Source organism: Bacteroides sp. (genome assembly GCF_019417265.1).
Lineage (GTDB): Bacteria > Bacteroidota > Bacteroidia > Bacteroidales > Bacteroidaceae > Phocaeicola.
In genome coordinates, this window is record NZ_DXVR01000001.1 from 67,192 (window position 1) to 85,147 (window position 17,956).

17 protein-coding genes are annotated in these 17,956 nt (G+C 41.6%); 4 read left to right on the plus strand and 13 right to left on the minus strand.

All coding sequences use genetic code 11. The annotated features are described in order from the left end of the window. Positions 1–7: 7 nt before the first annotated feature. Genes QZ379_RS00230 through QZ379_RS00240 form a run of 3 tightly spaced genes read right to left on the minus strand, consistent with a single transcriptional unit; the run spans position 8 to position 2,620 of the window. Entirely contained in the window at positions 8–1,078 is a 1,071-nt protein-coding gene (locus tag QZ379_RS00230) for an endonuclease/exonuclease/phosphatase family protein (protein WP_291556743.1), read from the minus strand. Next, positions 1,075–1,968: a rhomboid family intramembrane serine protease gene (locus QZ379_RS00235; protein WP_291556745.1), complete on the minus strand. Its 894-nt coding sequence runs from the start codon at positions 1,966–1,968 to the stop codon at positions 1,075–1,077. Before QZ379_RS00235 ends, QZ379_RS00230 begins: the two co-directional genes overlap by 4 nt. Beyond that, on the minus strand, positions 1,943–2,620 hold the full coding sequence (locus tag QZ379_RS00240) for a rhomboid family intramembrane serine protease (RefSeq protein WP_291556748.1): 678 nt from the start codon (positions 2,618–2,620) through the stop codon (positions 1,943–1,945). Before QZ379_RS00240 ends, QZ379_RS00235 begins: the two co-directional genes overlap by 26 nt. A 297-nt stretch (positions 2,621–2,917) precedes the next feature. Between QZ379_RS00240 and QZ379_RS00245 the strand changes: the two genes are divergently transcribed. Next, positions 2,918–4,117, plus strand: a complete 1,200-nt coding sequence (locus QZ379_RS00245) for an AAA family ATPase (RefSeq protein WP_291556751.1) — start codon at positions 2,918–2,920, stop codon at positions 4,115–4,117. Between the two features lie 145 nt (positions 4,118–4,262). On the opposite strand, the gene QZ379_RS00250 is transcribed toward QZ379_RS00245, so the two are convergent. The 4 genes from QZ379_RS00250 to dapB are packed head-to-tail and all read right to left on the minus strand — an operon-like array spanning position 4,263 to position 8,063. Then, positions 4,263–4,904: a WbqC family protein gene (locus QZ379_RS00250; RefSeq protein WP_291556754.1), complete on the minus strand. Its 642-nt coding sequence runs from the start codon at positions 4,902–4,904 to the stop codon at positions 4,263–4,265. A 9-nt stretch (positions 4,905–4,913) separates the two neighbouring features. Next, positions 4,914–5,822 (minus strand): signal peptidase I, encoded by a 909-nt coding sequence (gene lepB, locus QZ379_RS00255; protein ID WP_291556757.1) that lies wholly within the window; start codon positions 5,820–5,822, stop codon positions 4,914–4,916. A 4-nt stretch (positions 5,823–5,826) separates the two neighbouring features. Beyond that, on the minus strand, positions 5,827–7,251 hold the full coding sequence (gene lepB / locus QZ379_RS00260; RefSeq protein ID WP_291556760.1) for a signal peptidase I: 1,425 nt from the start codon (positions 7,249–7,251) through the stop codon (positions 5,827–5,829). A 56-nt stretch (positions 7,252–7,307) separates the two neighbouring features. Then, on the minus strand, positions 7,308–8,063 hold the full coding sequence (dapB, locus tag QZ379_RS00265; RefSeq protein WP_291556763.1) for a 4-hydroxy-tetrahydrodipicolinate reductase: 756 nt from the start codon (positions 8,061–8,063) through the stop codon (positions 7,308–7,310). An 81-nt stretch (positions 8,064–8,144) separates the two neighbouring features. On the opposite strand from dapB, the gene QZ379_RS00270 reads away from it, so the two are divergent. Continuing rightward, complete coding sequence (locus QZ379_RS00270; protein ID WP_291556766.1) at positions 8,145–9,410, plus strand: DUF2851 family protein; 1,266 nt, start codon at positions 8,145–8,147, stop codon at positions 9,408–9,410. Here QZ379_RS00270 and QZ379_RS00275 read toward each other — a convergent pair. Beyond that, positions 9,403–10,344 (minus strand): tRNA-dihydrouridine synthase family protein, encoded by a 942-nt coding sequence (locus QZ379_RS00275; protein ID WP_291556768.1) that lies wholly within the window; start codon positions 10,342–10,344, stop codon positions 9,403–9,405. The genes QZ379_RS00270 and QZ379_RS00275 overlap by 8 nt on opposite strands. A gap of 92 nt (positions 10,345–10,436) precedes the next feature. On the opposite strand from QZ379_RS00275, the gene QZ379_RS00280 reads away from it, so the two are divergent. Together QZ379_RS00280 and dprA are read left to right on the plus strand one after the other, a co-directional pair. Beyond that, positions 10,437–10,841 (plus strand): thioesterase family protein, encoded by a 405-nt coding sequence (locus tag QZ379_RS00280; protein WP_291556771.1) that lies wholly within the window; start codon positions 10,437–10,439, stop codon positions 10,839–10,841. A 7-nt stretch (positions 10,842–10,848) separates the two neighbouring features. Further along, on the plus strand, positions 10,849–11,964 hold the full coding sequence (dprA, locus tag QZ379_RS00285; RefSeq protein ID WP_291556773.1) for a DNA-processing protein DprA: 1,116 nt from the start codon (positions 10,849–10,851) through the stop codon (positions 11,962–11,964). A 23-nt stretch (positions 11,965–11,987) separates the two neighbouring features. On the opposite strand, the gene QZ379_RS00290 is transcribed toward dprA, so the two are convergent. The 5 genes from QZ379_RS00290 to QZ379_RS00310 all read right to left on the minus strand — a co-directional run bounded on the left by QZ379_RS00290 (position 11,988) and on the right by QZ379_RS00310 (position 17,925). Then, positions 11,988–12,176 (minus strand): hypothetical protein, encoded by a 189-nt coding sequence (locus tag QZ379_RS00290; protein WP_291556776.1) that lies wholly within the window; start codon positions 12,174–12,176, stop codon positions 11,988–11,990. A 107-nt stretch (positions 12,177–12,283) separates the two neighbouring features. After that, entirely contained in the window at positions 12,284–14,563 is a 2,280-nt protein-coding gene (locus QZ379_RS00295) for a DUF4906 domain-containing protein (RefSeq protein ID WP_291556779.1), read from the minus strand. Positions 14,564–14,628: 65 nt separating this feature from the next. Then, positions 14,629–15,813 (minus strand): hypothetical protein, encoded by a 1,185-nt coding sequence (locus tag QZ379_RS00300; RefSeq protein ID WP_291556781.1) that lies wholly within the window; start codon positions 15,811–15,813, stop codon positions 14,629–14,631. 14 nt (positions 15,814–15,827) lie between these two features. After that, positions 15,828–16,793 carry a fimbrillin family protein gene (locus tag QZ379_RS00305; protein WP_291556785.1) on the minus strand — a complete coding sequence of 322 codons (966 nt, stop codon included), beginning with the start codon at positions 16,791–16,793 and terminating at the stop codon, positions 15,828–15,830. Positions 16,794–16,890: 97 nt separating this feature from the next. Beyond that, positions 16,891–17,925 (minus strand): fimbrillin family protein, encoded by a 1,035-nt coding sequence (locus QZ379_RS00310; protein WP_291556788.1) that lies wholly within the window; start codon positions 17,923–17,925, stop codon positions 16,891–16,893. Between the last annotated feature and the right edge of the window lie 31 nt (positions 17,926–17,956).

The window sequence follows — 17,956 nt, forward strand, 5'->3', positions numbered from 1 at the left end:
TTTTGGATTATCTTTTTAATTCCAGTCTGCATCTCAGCGGATAATGGTCGGAAGCATCTATCGAATCATCCACCCGGCAATCCGGCACTCTGTAGGCATCGCCCACCATAATGTGGTCTATTCTGAAATACAGAAAGTTTCTGTTATAAGTTATTCCCGGTCCGTTTCCGGCCTCAATATATGCATCCTGCAGTTTCTCCGAAATCCTGTTGTGGACATACGACACAGGAGTATCATTAAAATCGCCGCACACTATCATATAAGGAGAATAGTTCTGCTCGATATATTCCGAGATAACATCCGCCTGCGGTCCGCGTATAGCCATTGCATCAGCCAGTTTCTTAAATAGATGCTTACTACCGCTTTTCACCTTATTTTCATCCGGAGCCTTAAGCATATCCGTATATACTTCCTTGTCGTGAGCATCAAGTTTGTTCGACTCCAAATGATTGACTATCACCGGGATATCATATTCCTTATACTTGACAGAGAAAGCTACACTGCCGTTATACTTACTTTCTATATCTATATTCTCGATAAGTTTAACAGGATATTTGGAATAGCATGCCATGGAATTTCCGTTCACTGTATGAACTCTCACGTACGGATAAACCTTCTGTAAAGCGTTCTTTATCTTTGCATTATGTGCAGGATATTCCTGAAGACACACTATATCCGCACCGGACTCTCTGATATAATCCAACACGGGATTTACCCGCCTTCCGTCGGCCGCTTTCCGGTGCTGCATCTGCATCACATTATAAGTCAGCAACTCCAATGTATCGCCTCCCGAAGCTTCTGTAGAAAGATTAATCGGAGAATAGGACATGAGCGAATTCCATCCCAACAGGAAGAAAGCCACAGGAACAATCATCATTTTCCATTTCATAAAAGCCCAGAACACCACAAAACACATGTTCAGGATTATGAATATCGGAATGAAAAGCCCTGCACACGCCCACAAAGGATGTTGCACAGGCGAAATCATAGGACTGTAGGCACATATCAGAAAACATACACCTACAATGATATTGATAATCAGAAAAAAGAACTTGAATGTATTCCTAATGAATTTCATCTTCTGCTGGCATCAAAAAGTTTCTTTTTCTCATCCTCCGACAGACTTCCGTAACCGGACTTTCTCAGTTTCTCAAGGATACGGTTTATCTCGTCCTCATCAGCCTTCTTACGAGCATTATAATCATATTGCTGCTGTCGTTCGCCATAATGTACCTTCATTTTCGGTTTACGTTTCGGCAGTTTGAATCCTCCGGCAAAGAAATCGATAACAGCATTAATCCACTTTGTTACATCATTACCTTTTGCCAGTCCAGTAGAAAACCAGAAACCGGCCGCTGCGCCACCAAGATGAGCAATATGCCCTCCGGCATTGCTGGAAGTCATGAAAAGCAAATCAAAGAGCACCATAAACAATGCCACATATTTCAGTCGGACAGTACCTATAAACATAAACTGCACCGGAAACTCAGGCTCCCTGACCGCCGTAGCCACAACTATGGCAAGCACCGATGCAGATGCCCCGACAAGTGTCGCTACTTCTCTGCTGTATTCAAAATACGGAAAAACATTGTACGAAATCATATAAAGCAGTCCGCCGCATAATCCTCCCAGGACATACAGTCCGCGCAAGTGTTTCGACGAATAGAAGTTCAGAAACAACCGTCCGAACCAGTACAGCCATAACATATTGAACAGTATATGAAATATGCCGCCATGCATAAACATATACGTTACGACCGACCATGGCTGATATATAAACTCTTTCAATGAGGCCGGAAGACTGAGATATGACGCGACAGGATTATAAGGGACATTGAAAAGCATCAGAAAGACACCCACCAACTCCACAAAGACGAAAACCACACAGTTTATCAGTATCAGTCGTCCTACTATATCACGACCGAAGAAGTTATACTTCAAATCAGTAGTAAATCTGTCCGCTGCCATTTTTCTTCCTCCAGTATAAAATAAGAATCAAGCCGAAAAGCATACCTCCGAGATGTGCGAAATGCGCAACATTGTCGTTGGCAGACATTCCCATGAACAGTTCCACCAAAGCATAGAATATAACGAAGACCTTCGCCTTTATCGGGAAAGGAAGAGGGAATACGAACATCTGGCTGTTCGGGAAAAGCATACCGAATGCCAACAAGATACCATATACGGCACCCGAAGCTCCGACCGTACGCATCATGTTGAGATATTCCTCCATAGGGATAACTCCGAGGGATGTCTGTACACCATCGTAATTCACCAATGTAGTTTCGTATTGGATAAACTGCACCAACTCCTGGATAAGTCCGGCACCGATACCACACACCATATAATATATGAGAAATCTCTTCGGTCCCCAAACCTGCTCAAGCACACGTCCGAACATCCACAGGGCAAACATATTGAAGAAAATATGGGAAAATCCTGCGTGCATGAACATATATGTCACTAACTGCCCCATATTGAAATCGGATGCCATAAAGAAGTGCAGACTCAGAATCTTGTCGGCATCTATACCATATTTTTCTGCCACTATCGCGCCGAAAAAGCACAGTACATTGATGATAAGCAGATTTTTCGTTATCGGTGGAATGTTGTTATTCATACTCTTAACAATTAATTTACAAATAAACAGATTATTATCCTCTGTATGAAAATTACTTGCAAAAGTAACATTATATTCCTTTATAATGAAAAGTGTTAGTGTTTTTTACATATTCGGGCGGAAATGCTTTCTGCAGAAAGCGTTTTATTCCAATACATTTTTTTAATAGAAATCTAAAATTATAGTAGAAAAGCTTTTTATATTAAACAAAAAATGCATACATTTGCTTTCTGCAAAAAGCATTTTCTCACTAAAATTGCTTTCTGCAAAAAGCAATATATATTAATAATCATAGTCATGGATACACTTTTTGAAAAACAAAACGCAATGTTACGCGCTACAAGCATGAATATCACCAGAAGCTTCATGCAACAAATCAACTGGTCTGCTCCGATGCTATGCATAAGAGGAGCCAGAGGAGTGGGCAAATCCACCCTACTGCGACAATACATTAAACAGCACTTTGTGCCCGGTAGCGAAGAAGCGTTATACTGTTCTTTGGATTGGGTATACTTCAGCCAACATACAATAATAGAAACAGCCGAAAGATTTTATAAGCGTGGAGGTAAGTTTTTAGCTTTGGATGAAGTCCATAAATATGAAAACTGGAGCAGAGAAATAAAAGAAATTACTGAAATCTATCCGGACATGAAGATAGTTTTGAGCTGTTCTTCCATGCTAAGTCTTCTAAATGGAGATGCTGATTTATCTCGCCGGTGCCGGGGTTACGACATGCCTGGATTATCATTCAGAGAGTTTCTGCAATTTTACAAAAGCATAGACATTCCTGTTTACACGTTGGAAAATATATTGCAAAACCCTATATTCCTTGCCATGGAAGTAAACAGCAAATGCCGCCCTATTCAATATTTCCATGAATACTTGAAATACGGCTATTACCCATTCTATCTGACTAATCCAATCGACTACTATACTTTAATAGAACAAACTATAAATTATGTAATAGACGTAGAACTCCCGCAACTCAGAAACATAAACACAGCTAATACCAGAAAAATAAAGGCATTACTTAATGTGTTAGCTCAAAATGTGCCTTACGAAGTCGACATATCGAAATTGTCATCTATTACCGGTTTGCAAAGAAACACCGTACTTGATTACTTGAACCATCTTAACGATGCAAAAATCATAAAACTGTTATACAGTGACATTACTTCAGTAAAGAAAATGCAAAAACCGGACAAGATATTTCTTGACTCACCAAATCTGCTTTACGCTCTCGCAACAGTACCTGTAAAGATTGGAACTGTCAGAGAATGCTTCACAGTAAATCAGTTAAGTCATGCCCACACAATAGAATATGGAAAAGCACAAGGTGATTTTAGAATTGACGGAAAATGGACGTTTGAGGTGGGAGGAGAAAACAAATCCTACTCACAGATTGCAGACATTCCTGATTCTTACGTTCTTGCGGATGACATAGAAACCCCACATGGCAATAAAATCCCTTTATGGATGATGGGATTTTTGTACTAAGCCTCACCGTAATAAACCATACCCCGAAATTCCCCGGCACAGCCACATACACCGGATGGCTCTTATATCCGATATTCTCCAGCCTGCCCTCACTAAGGAAGCGGTTGATGTACTGGTTTGCTATATACCGCGTTATGGAACAGATTTATAGTTTCACACTATCCCTCAGCACCAACAGACTCTCCGGACCCATATTGAAGAGCAAATCCACGATACTTAAATCCGGCTGGAATCCGTGTCGGGAGTCGAATACCTGATAGTATGGTACGGGACGATAGAATGAAGCCATATCTACGGCAGACTTCTTAGGATGTATTGCCTCACGCAAATCGAGAATGCCTTCGCCGGTATCCATATACCCCGTTGTAGGAACAAGTTCGGGTTGAATGTCTATCTGCTCGCACAGCCACTGAGTGAGTTCCATATTGAAATCGTAAAGGAACTCATATTTTCTGTCAAAAAAGGCATTGAACTCGTCTACATAATAATCGAAGAAAGGGCTTTGCTTGTATGCAGCCACAAACGCATTGCGGTGGACGTGACGCCAATTGCCGTGTCCCGACACTCTGATATCCTTCATGGCACACTTGCCTTCGGATGATTTCTCCACAGGTATGGTCAGTGCAAGAGGTCCGTCAGCCGAGGCTGTAACGCATCTGTTGCGGTATGTCTGCTTCATATAATGGTCATATCTTTCAATATAAGCTTTTCTGCAAGAATACAATGCTGCGAAATATGAAACCGGAGCCAGATATGCCGACCCGAGGATAATATCTTTACTTTCCATCTTCTGTGTTTAATGAATTTTTTTCATGAACCGTTCCTTCTTCGAAGGATACCATATTCTCAATGCCTTGCCTATGATATGATTCTCCGGCACAAAGCCGAACAGGCGCGAATCGTTAATGTTTACAGGATCATTGGACACCATCCAGTAGTAATCCTGCAGGAATGTATATTCTTTCACCGGCTTGCCGTCTACATACACCGTGTCACCTTTCAAAGATGCGGCGCGTTTCTCATGGAAGGCTATCATATTGCCTATAAGGGCTGCATTCCATGGGTATATCTTTACCGGGGTCCCTTTCTGCGGAACCACAAAAGGATATGCTTTACGGCTGTTTCCGGGATAAAGCGGTGCAAGTTTCACCTGCCGGTCAAGTCTTTGGGTTATGAGATAATGTTCGTAATAGCTGAAACTTCTGATATAATTGCCCTCAGGAGTATATCCGGCTAACTGATTGTCGGTTATTCCTAAAGAATGTAACACTCTGTCCATTGTTTTTTCTCTTTCTGACGGATATGAATAAAGAGCTTTCGCATCAGGGCTGAACACATCTGTCCCTTCGGCCATAAGCTGACTGTTCAGCATCAGAGTGTCACCCGGAGTTCCTATACACCTGCTGATGTACAGTTCTCTACTGTCCACCGACAATGACGTATCGGCAGGCATGGGATTGTTGAATACCACGATATCACCCTGCCTGACTTCTGCAGGAAGCAACCTTTTATAGCCGAAAACCGACTGCAGAGGCACACGCCATCCGTAACTCCATTTGCCCACCAGGACTCCTTCTCCTCGGTAAAGTGTGTTCTCCATGCCTGAAGAAGGTATAAAACATGATGTGACAAACAGGGTTCTGACTATAATCACCGCCAGCACGACTATGACTATGACTCTGATATATGTCAGCCAGGGTTTCAAAAGGTTACTTTATATTATCCACAAATTTAAACAGTCTGTTCCAGCGTATTTTTCCATCGAACCATCCTCTGTCCTTGTCGAGCGACAGCCAGATGAAGATTGGCTTACCAACGATATGGTCCTCAGGAACAAATCCCCAAAAGCGTGAGTCGGCAGAGTTATGACGGTTGTCACCCATCATCCAGTAATAATCCATACGGAAGGTATATTTATTTGTTTCCTCACCGTTGATATAGATTTTGCCGTCCTTCACTTCTAATTTGTTGCCTTCGTAAACATGTATCGGTCGTTCGTATATAGTAAGATTGTCTATTGTCAGTTCTATGGTTTCACCCTTCTTAGGAATCCATACAGGTCCGTAGTTGTCGGTTGTCCATCCTGTGAGTTTGTTTACAGGATACAAGCCTCCGGCATCATCTCCAGGAACGTCTGTTATCGACTTCACAAGGTCCTTGCGTGCAAGCAGTGCAGCCTTGGCTTTTTCCGTAAGCGGAATGTTATATACCGATTCCTGCGGATAGTATGCCATAAGGTCTTCCTGGCTTATGCCTAATTCCTTGCACAATTCGTCAGGGAGCTGACGGGTGGTCTTCACGAAATATCTGTACTGCACGTTGTCCGGCTCCTTGTTTGCCTTGCCGTCAAGATATACAATCTTGTTCTTGATTTCGAGTGTCTGTCCCGGAAGACCTACACAACGTTTCACGTAGTTCTCACGTCTGTCAACAGGACGACTTACTACTTCGCCGAACATTGACTTATTCTCATTGATATATCTGCGACCTACTGAATAATAGTAGTCATATACATCGCGCTGCTGCAACGGTGTGAGTGTAGACATATCGATAGGCTTGGAAAGCTCCTTACCTGCCTGATAGCTTATGCGGTAGATATCCTCTGCCGGCATGGCTGTAGCCACTGTGTCACCTGCAGGAAAGTTGAACACTACGATATCGTTAAGCTGTACGTGTCCGAGAGCTTCCACACGCTTATAATCCCATTTAGGCCATTCCAGATACGACTTGCAATTGAATACCGGAAGTGTGTGCTGAGTGAGCGGCATGTGAAGCGGAGTCTGAGGAACCCTTGCTCCATAGCTCATCTTACTTACGAACAGATAGTCGCCCACAAGCAACGATTTCTCAAGCGAAGACGATGGGATAACGTAGTTCTGGAAGAAGTACAGATTGACGAAATATACCGCTACCAGAGCAAATACGATGGCATCCACCCAGCTCATAACGGTTACTACAAGCGGATTGGTAGATTTCTTCCACCATGTCCAAGGTATTTTCTTGGTTATATAAACATCGAAGATGAACGGTATGGCAATTATACCAAGCCAGCTCTTCAGCCAGATGATGAATGCTAAATAAAGTACCATTGCTATGGCAAACTTTATCCATTGTTTACGTGATGCCTGTATCATTTTGTGAATCAAGAATTAAAAATTAAGAATTAAAAGCTGAAAATCAGACAAGACAATTAAAAGTTAAACAGGTCATTCATACCTAAGAATCCTGTATGCTCTGCAGTATATTCAGCTGCAAGCACTGCTCCAAGAGCAAATCCCTTGCGGTTCTTGGCATCATGGGTAATGATGATTGAATCGGCTTCCGATTCGTATGTTATGGTGTGGATACCCGGGATCTCGTCGCGACGTATTGCGCTTACAGGCATTTCATTTGCAGCACACTCAGTAGTACCTGTCACTGTACCGTCCGGTGCGGTAAGTGTACCCATAACCCATTTGTCTTTACGGTCGAGGTTCTCCAGAATTCCTTCGGCCAAAGTTATGGCAGTACCGCTCGGAGCGTCAAGTTTGTGAATGTGGTGAGTTTCCACCATTGACACATCATATCCCGGGAAATTATTCATTATACGAGCCAGATACTTGTTTACGGCAGAGAAAATAGCTACGCCAAGGCTGAAATTTGACGACCAGAACAGAGTGGCTCCTTCTTCGGCACACATACGGCGCATCTCGTCGCCATGCTCGCTCATCCATCCAGTACTGCCTGAAACCACCTTTACACCATTCTTGAAGGCCGACAAACAGTTGTTGTAAGCCACAGAAGGGGCTGTAAATTCTATTGCCACATCAGCCGAGCGGAACGCTTCCGACTCGAAATCCTGTGTATTGTTTATATCTATGATACTAACAATCTCATGTCCGCGTGAAAGGGCAATCTTTTCTATCTCTTTGCCCATTTTTCCATATCCAATTAATGCTATCTTCATATTTTTCGATTTATTTTAGCCACAAAGATAATGCTTTTCATTATAAATCATTACATTTAGGCAATATTTACACTCGTTAGCATGGAACAACTTTTACATTATGTATGGAAACACAAACTTTTCCCGCTTAAGCCGTTACGTACTACAGACGGCATGGAAGTGGAAGTTATCGACCCGGGACTGTGGAACACGAATGCAGGCCCAGATTTCTTCAATGCCAAGATTAAGATAGGCGGTGTGTTATGGGTGGGAAACATAGAGATACACCTTAAGGCTTCCGACTGGAAGTTACATCATCATGACACAAATTCCGATTACGACAATGTAATTCTGCACATAGCGTCCGACATCGACTACGAACCTTGCCGACCCAATGGGGAAAAGATTCCTCAAATGGAACTACACTACCCAACTTATCTTGTGGACAGCTATAACGAGCTGATACGCACTGCACACTACCCTGCGTGCTACAAACTTATTCCGTCACTGTCGAAGCTATTGATGCACAGTTGGTTGAACACACTCCAGATAGAGCGATTCGAGGAGAAAACAGAGCGCATAACAAAGTTGATGGAGAAATATAACAACAACTGGGAGGACGTTTTCTTTATAACTCTGGCACGTAACTTCGGTTTCGGAACCAACAGTGATGCCTTCGAACTGTGGGCACAGACCATTCCTCTGAGGGCGGTAGACAAGCATCGTGACAGTCTGTTCCAGATAGAAGCTGTATTCTTCGGACAGTCGGGGCTATTGGATGCCGCATACGATGAATATACCGACAGACTTCTTAAAGAATATACATATCTGAAACACAAATTCGGTTTTACCTCTTCGGACAACTGCCGATGGAAACTGCTGCGTATGCGCCCGGGAAACTTTCCTCACGTAAGAATAGCCCAACTGGCGAAACTGTATCACACATCGCAAGGACTGCTGTCAAGGATTCTTGAAGCTGAAACTATAGAACAGCTTAGACCGATGCTTGAAACCGATACATCTGAATACTGGATTACGCACTACAGTTTCGGAGAAGTATCAACTCCTGTGAAGAAGAGGCTAAGCACATCAACCATCAATCTGTTGATTATCAATACAGTGATACCGTTCCTATATGCCTACGGAAAGCACAGAGGAATAAACCGCCTTACGGTTCGTGCCTCAGAGATGCTTGAAACGCTGAAACCGGAAAACAATTTCATCACACGAATGTGGAAGGAATGCGGACTGGAAGCTGCACATGCTGGCGACAGTCAGGCTCTGATACAGTTGAAGAAAAATTACTGTGACCCGAAAAAGTGCCTGTACTGCCGCATCGGGTTTGAGTATTTGAAGAAAACTACCTGACTCCCTCTACCTCGTTCAGATAGACTGACAGCTTATTTGCCTTGTGGATGGCTTTCCTTTTCTTCTTGTCAAGTTCGGGAAGCCAGTATTCCCACATGGATTTCATCTTCAGAAGAAGCTGTGCATCGCCACCTTCGATAACCTCGGAATAGCGTTCGTACATCATGGAATGCATACAGCGCACCTTTGCATACAGTTCTTCCTGAGTAAATCCAGAACCTGATTTATATTCGGCAGCTAAAGCTCCATTGGCAAGCAGCCCGCGCCCTATCATCACGCCATATAAATCAGGGAACTTTTCAACTACCCTGTTTATATCCGCCACACTACACAGGTCGCCATTATATACCAACGGTTTACGACATTCACTATAGAACTCAGCAAAAGCCTCCATATCTACCTCGCCTTTATACTGCTGCTTTCCGATACGCGGATGAAGAGTAATCATCTTCACCTCAGAAGCATTTAAAGCCGGTAGTATCTCTTTCCATTCATCGGCAGAAATCTGCCCCAGCCTCATCTTTACACTGAAACTTACTCCATTGGCAGAATATTCATTAATGCAGCCCATAAGTGCAGACACTTTCTCAGGATATTGCAATATACCGCTCCCCTTCCCTCTGTTCGCTATCAGAGGAAAAGGACAACCCATATTAAGGTCAATATCCTTATAACCTAAAGAAATGATGAAATCTGTCAAAGCCTTCATCTCATCCGGTTCTGAAGCCATTATCTGAGGTATTAACCTTATGTCACAGTTATTCTCAGGCAGTACCTCGCGCCTGTCTTTATTGCGCAGCCCGCCTTTCTCATATCTGATAAAAGGAGTGAAATATGCATCCACCCCACCGAACACTTCATTATGTGCCACACGCCATGCAGCCTCCGTAAAGCCCTGTAACGGAGCAGCAAAAATCTTAAGTTCATTCTCCATAGATGCAAAAATATGAAGAATATTCCTTGCAACGATAGATATAACAGGATTTTTCCGTAAGTTTGTAGCTAATCAATACTAAAAGACTAAAAATGGAATACATCTTCGAACTGCAAATGAAGGTACGCGACTATGAATGCGACCTGCAAGGCATAGTGAACAACGCTAACTACCAGCACTATATAGAGCATACACGCCACGAATTCCTTTCATCTCTTGGGGTAAGTTTCGCACGCCTCCACGACGAAGGCATAGACCCGGTAGTGGCAAGACTGAACATGGCTTTCAAGACACCGCTGAAGAGTGGCGACGAATTCATCTCTAAACTTTATATAAAGAAGGAAGGTATAAAATACGTGTTCTATCAGGACATCTTCCGCCTGCCTGATATGAAACCGGTAATCAAAGCTACAGTGGAAACAGTATGCGTGATAAACGGCAGATTGGGGGACAGCGAAACATTCAATACTATCTTCTTACCGTATTTCAGCGAATAACCATACCATGAACGAAGAACTGCTTTACACAATGGCTCTTACCCGTCTGCCGGGACTCGGTCTGATAGGTGCACACCGTCTGATGGAGGCCGCAGGCTCGGCTACAAGAATATTCCGCGAAGTAAAAAATCTCAAAGATATTGTACCGGATGTTTCACAGAAAGTTATTGACGCAATAGTCAATTGCGATGTGCTGCGCCTGTGTGAAGCAGAAATACGTTTTGCAGAGAAAAACAGTATAAGATGTCTGACACTGAACGATGAAGACTATCCGTCCCGTCTGCGCGAATGCGATGATGCGCCGTTATTGCTATTCTATCGCGGTTCTGCCGACCTGAACAGTCTGCATATAATAAATATGGTAGGTACACGTCATGCTACAGAATATGGCAAGGATATCTGCATGCGTTTTATAAACGAATTGCACGAGATTTTACCGGATGTACTTATTGTAAGCGGACTGGCTTACGGCATAGACATCAACGCTCATAGGGCTGCACTTCAATACGGTATGGATACAGTTGGCGTACTGGCACACGGTCTTGACAGAATCTACCCTGCCGTACACAGACGTACAGCAGCAGAAATGCTCACCCACGGCGGGCTGATAACTGAATATCCAAGTGGGACCAACCCTGACAGACAAAACTTCATTAAACGTAACAGGATAATTGCAGGAATGAGTGATGCTACCATAGTAGTGGAATCGGCAGCCAAAGGAGGAGCACTGATTACAGCCGATATAGCAGAAAGCTATAACCGCGACTGCTTTGCATTCCCAGGACGCATAGGAGATGAATTCTCTATAGGTTGCAATACACTAATCCGCAATAACAGAGCCATACTCCTGCAAAGTGCAGAAGAATTGGTAAAAGCAATGAACTGGGATTATACTCCGGCATCTACCCCACGCGAAGGCATACAGCGACAGTTGTTTCCCAACCTTACACCAGACGAAGAACTCGTAATGTCACAATTGGAAAAGAATCCTGACGGGCTACAAATAAACACACTTGTAGTCAACACAAATATTCCTATAAACAAAATAACCGGAATACTCTTTGAAATGGAGATGAAAGGAATAGTACGTGCTTTAGCGGGTGGAATGTATAAATTGGTATAGAGAAATCTATACCAATCCTATTATCACAATGCAGCTATTTCCTCTTCGCCAAGGCCTGTATTCATTGCTATAATATCTACTGGTACTCCTGAGTTTTTGAATTTTCGGGCTAATTCTCTGCGTTCTTCCTCACGGCCTTGTGTATGCTCTAACATAGGTCCTTCCATAAGACCTTCCAACCTTGCAGTATCTAAAACATCAGTCTGTATCATTAATTCATTCTTTGAAATACAATAAACCTCCTCCGAACATAAAAAACAAGTTCTGTCAGGAGGAGGTTTAAACAGTATTTAAATGGTGTTTAAACAGTGTTCAAATATCAGTAATCTGCAGGACTCAAATCAATTCTAAATGCTCGAATTCGCAATTTCTCTGTACGTTTTGCTCTACCACTTGCCGGATATTCAGGCTTTTGTCCTCCACTTTCAATATAACTTCCATTGGGAAGAATCTTGGTAGCACGTGCACGAGTTTCATCCTGACCGCTTGTTTGACCTTCCCTTTCAGATACTGAACAACTCCAATAAAAATTATTCTGAAATTCCGGGAAAACATTATATTGTTGAGTCAAAGCTTTTTCCATTTCGGTTATTCCAGGCAAAAACCACTTAGTCTTATTTTCTGTTATATGCCACCATGTTTCATACCATTGTTTTTCTGCCAGATATGGAACTGTTCCATCTTCCTTTCTTTTATTTCTATTATGACAATACTGTAATGCAGATAGAGGTATCTCATAAAGTTTAAGGACATCTTGTCCCATTGTCTGAATCATATATCCAGAATATTCATACCCATTATATCGAATCAATTCAGGATCACAAATAGCATTATATATACCATACGCTTTCCAATGTAATGTTTCAAAATGTTCATCAGTTCCCCAAGGTAACCCTGAATATAATTGTTGATCATCAAAATCATCAAGAGGGTCATAATGATTAAGATATTCCTCAATCTGCTCCATATATATAATATCTCCATTACCATCATTTATTTTTATCAGCGGTAACTGCCCTATAGCCAGATTACTTGTCACGGTTTTACCATCTTTCCCTGTATATTCCAGAATCAAATTGGCGTCACGTCGTGAGAGAACCAAGTTCTCATCTATATAAATATAAACCCTGTCACGACTTGTTGCAAGAGTTACCTCACTCGGCAGTTCATTCATCAATGTAGTAGTAAAGTATAAACGTTTCCCGTTTCCGGAGCGGAATTCATCTCCTGAGGCATAACATTTGTCATTAGGAGCAGCACCAGCTTGCATCTGTTGTGCAGTAACCTTTTCAAGTCTTAACCATTTATTTACAGAAGGATTCTCTACACTCACTTTCATCTTCACATTATCATTCTCTCCAGTGTCATCAAACATGTATATATCCATAGGAGTGACACAGAAATGCGCATCGTGATTACGTTCACGAAGTATTGACACATAAAACGGATTGGAGTCTTCTATATGCACCCTTGTGTCAAGCGTAACATTATATTCACCATTATTATCTGTAGCCGTTATCCCCTTTATTGTTACATTATTTTTATACTGTTTATTACGCTCGATATTAAAATCATTTGTATGGTTCTTTCCTAAATACAATTTATATGTAACATCGTAAGTAGAGCTACCACTTCCTGTTTCATTATAAGTAGAATAATAACAATGAAGTTTGACGTATGTGGCATCTTTCCCACCATCTGTAAGTGAGTCGCAGAGTTGGGGTTTGTACTTTTGTTTGTCATCATCCGTAAAGTCACCACCTGAGGGATACTTGAAGTTAGTGTCGTCCACTATGCCTCTTTTATTTTCAAACATATAGAACGACAGATTCAATTCTCCGTTTCTATTATAGATTACACTTGAATTCTTTACCATCTTATCATCCTTGTCATCGCCCAATGATGCCGAATTTCCACTTGGCTCTACAAACGGAACAGACAAAGGCCTGTTACACACCGTCCACTCTGCCATCTGAAGACATGGAAGCTGTTTTGACTCATCTGTATGTTCAGAATCAATAGAGAATTTAAGGTCTACACGAGCCATAAGCGCGCGCATCGGTATTATAAATGAGTTTATGTCTGTTCTTGTAAGATTCAGAATGGTATCACCATACATAGGCATCCCTGACGGAGGTATGTCAAGTGTCAGTTCTTTTGGTTTATACGGTTTGGATATCAAGTCCGTAAGATTTTTGATATTCTTGGGACAAAAGCTCTCATCCAAAGTCTCAAAGAAACCATCGTATACATTAGCCAAAGCTATAACCCTCGCCTTCGCGGCATACAAAGGATTATTGAAAGCCTCGGGAGAATGGTCTATCTTCAATATAGAAACTCCCTGTGACGGTGAATAATACCCTCCTGTAACATTCTCTGTATTATATCCGGTAAGATATTTACCTCTCAGATATTCGCCTTTCTCATCAAAAAAGAATACATGAAGATTGTTAATACGTTTCTCTGCTTCAAGCTTTGGGTCTGAGGCTCTGGAAGTAACCTGGTAAGGTAATAGTTTATCGCTCTGGAAAGTCAATGACATTCCTTCTCCGTCAATTTCGGGTGTAATGCCAAAATCGTCTTTATAGCAGGAGGCCATGACCGACAACAAGAATAATATATAAATACATCTGACAGTTTTCATAATTATAATGCTTCTATGGTTTATTCAAAAGTTATATCACTATCCGAACCTTCTTCCCACGCTTCACCATTCGCATTTACGAATTGCAGGACAAAGGCGTCGCCGACAAAATTGAGTTGTGCCTGATACATCGTGCCCGGAACAGGTACAAATGTCCCGGGTCTTCCTGCTCTATATGTATTAGACTTTCCTCCAAATTCATAATCTATAACGACCTCAACATTTCCTAAATAGCTCATTCCTCCTTCTACATGTTTGCCGGATACAAGAAGTATATACTGGTCTGCAAAAGCAGGTTTGAAATTAACATCATCGTGTGGGATTGTCATTCCTGAAGGATTGTCATATATAATGTATGTACCTTTATATGTATCCGTAAACTCAAGTCCTACTACGGAAGAAAAGAAATCTACTCTTACAGATTTCCAGAACTCTCCCTCCAAACGGATTCTTTTTACTATCAGATTCTTACCAGCTACAACACCTCCATCTTTAAGTATGCTGCTATAATTGTTTACAGTAAAACTCAGTGCTGTAAGTACATGGGAGTAATTGAAGCTTATCTTCCCATCGTAACTCATCAAGTTATACTTGGCATCAAGCATAACATCCGGTATGTCCGACTGCGATAAAACTGTAGATGTATTATCAGAAGTAAACGGCATACTGTATTTTATAACCGGTGCACCTTTGTCACTCAATGTCCGAGGTTTCTCCACAGTAAATTTATCTTTCGGATAATAGCTGAAAAAAGTATATTTAAATCCACTGACATCAGGGCCTGTCTCAGACTCAGACAGCCATTTACGCGGTTCTTCTGTTTCTGAATACTGATATCGGCATACACTGCCATCGTACGTCACCTCCTGATTTAGAAATATCTCAGGAAATACATTCTGCGATTTTGCACTCCATGGCGATGTTCCTGAGTTATTGTCTATATTCTCTGAGCCCGGGATCTTCGCCCTACAATATCCTATAACGCCAAATGAAGAATTGGGGCTTATAGAAGAAAGCAATATACTTCCTTTTCTTACACCTTCGGGCAAAGATACTTCATCAGCTCTTGTCTCAAGCGTTATCTCCGGTGATGCAAAGTTGATATATTCAGCATCATCGAAATCATATTCCGGCAGGTCAGAAATATCCCGACATGATGCGGCAGTAAATAATACCAAAAGTAAATATCCAAACCTCTTTATCATAGCATTCATTTTTATTATTCCACAATAACAATACCACCAATACCGGTATTCCACTGATTGACTGTTGGCTTTTCAAACAGTATATGGTCATTGTCTATTATAGTTATCCTGTATCTATAACTCTTGCCGGACAGCCATCCTCCCGGCGTCATGACAGACAGATTGAATGGCTTGCTGTAGACAGTAGGGTCGGAGCCTATAGTATATTTCAGGTCCATAAAGACAGATTCATCCTTAAGCATAGGGAAAAGGAGTAAAGGAGCATTAAACAGAGATTTACCGGTTGTGACAAGTGCATAATCCGTAACTTGAAACGGTGTATTATCCTGTGTTACCGCCTCACCTACAGGAGTCCATACTCCATTAAGGCTTGTATCGTCTGCGTTAAAGCTGCTTCCATCATAGTTTGCAGTTGTATGTATTCCGTAAAACCTTGCAGATGTGATTTTAACCTCTCCTACGAGATTAACAGTTTCAGGGTCGGCATTTACCACAAAATCCACCTGAGTGAGCAAGTGACGAAAAAGGAAAGGTACGGGCTTCGTTGCCTCTGTATCGGAGTTCAAACCTATAGCAGCTGCTGCCATCAAATCCCGGTCGGCATTACCCAAAGTATAGTTATACAAGGAGAAACAGCCGTCTGTGCTGTTAAATTTCGGTTTTATATCAGCCGGATAGAATGCATAAAAGTCGTACTTTTTTTCGGATGCCCAGTATCTTGTACCTTCATAGGCCCACACATTTGCCGGATTTTTACTTACCTGTACTTCCGCAAATGTATTGCTTTTCTCTCCGTCGTATCCACCCCAGACAAGAAACGAGTTCATATCTTTGGTGGTCTCTACAATTTCACGGCTTACCGATGTTCCGAACTCTATCAATCTTTCTGCAGCGTCAGGAGCGTCAGTAGTGGTGGTAGAACAGGAAAGCAAGGTCATGCAACCTATCATACCGGTAATTATGTATAACCTGATTTTCATTGCCATTCTATTATTTTGTGTTAATATCTATAGTGGCTATAAGGGGAACATTCAACCCCTTATAACCTATAATGTTTTTTATTCTAAGAAGAACAAATTACTCACCAATCTTACCCAATTTTCCTCTGTCTGTGTCATTAGCATTTTTCCACTCTTCAACTGTTGCTGTGAAGTTTATCTTCTTTGTTTCAAGACTTGGATCTATCTGGTCTGCATTGATTGTAGCTATATAGTTATAGCGGTATCCTGGAGTCCAGGTGTTGTCTGTTGTTGCTGAAACATCACCTTTAGCATAATCCAAGTTTGCTTCAAAATTACCGGTTTTCAGTTCTGCAAAGCCACCACCGGAAACTGTAGCACTGAATGTAACTTTAATATTATTAGTATTAGGCTGAGGAATAACCATTTCTACAGATGAACCTTGGTATGGAGCATCTTCACCATCCAAGGCTGTCGCAACTGCAATATCTGCTATTTCATTGTAGGTATAGCCTTGCTTTTCTGCTCCATCAGTAGCCCAAGTAATGGTTGTTCCATCAAAAGTACAATTAGTCTTGCTTATAGCATTATTATCAATCTTAATATCATGTATTCTCAATGTATAAGTATCCGCATCTGTAGTTTTGAATGTAAACTTAACCTGGCTTAACAGGTGCTTGAAATTTAGATTAATCTTTGTATCTGCATTCTCGTTACCTGTTACTTTATAAGTAGTTGGTATTGCGGCAACCAAGTCCTTTCCGGCATTATCCTGTGGAGCATAATTTGTAAAAGTAAGTGTACCGTTAGTTCCTGCTGCAGGAGAGAATGAAACCTGATTAGATGTCAATTTACCATTTTCACCGTTTGCATAAGCACCGAACCTGTATTTGTTTTCGGCAGCTGCCCAATAGTAAGTCTGTGCGTTAGACTCATTATTATAAGCTGTATTACCATAGTTCCCATCTGTTCCGAAATTACCAAACACATAGAAGTTAGTAAGACCGGTAACTTCTGTAACAGTTCTTGTAGGTTTATCCACAAAAGAGCTAAACCTGACAGCCTTGCTTTCAGGCACATCCAACACTTCACTCTGAGTACAACTTGACAATGCAGCTATCGCAACACCCATCAAAATCAAATTTTTCTTCATAAATAGTTTGTTTTAAAATTTAAAATATAAT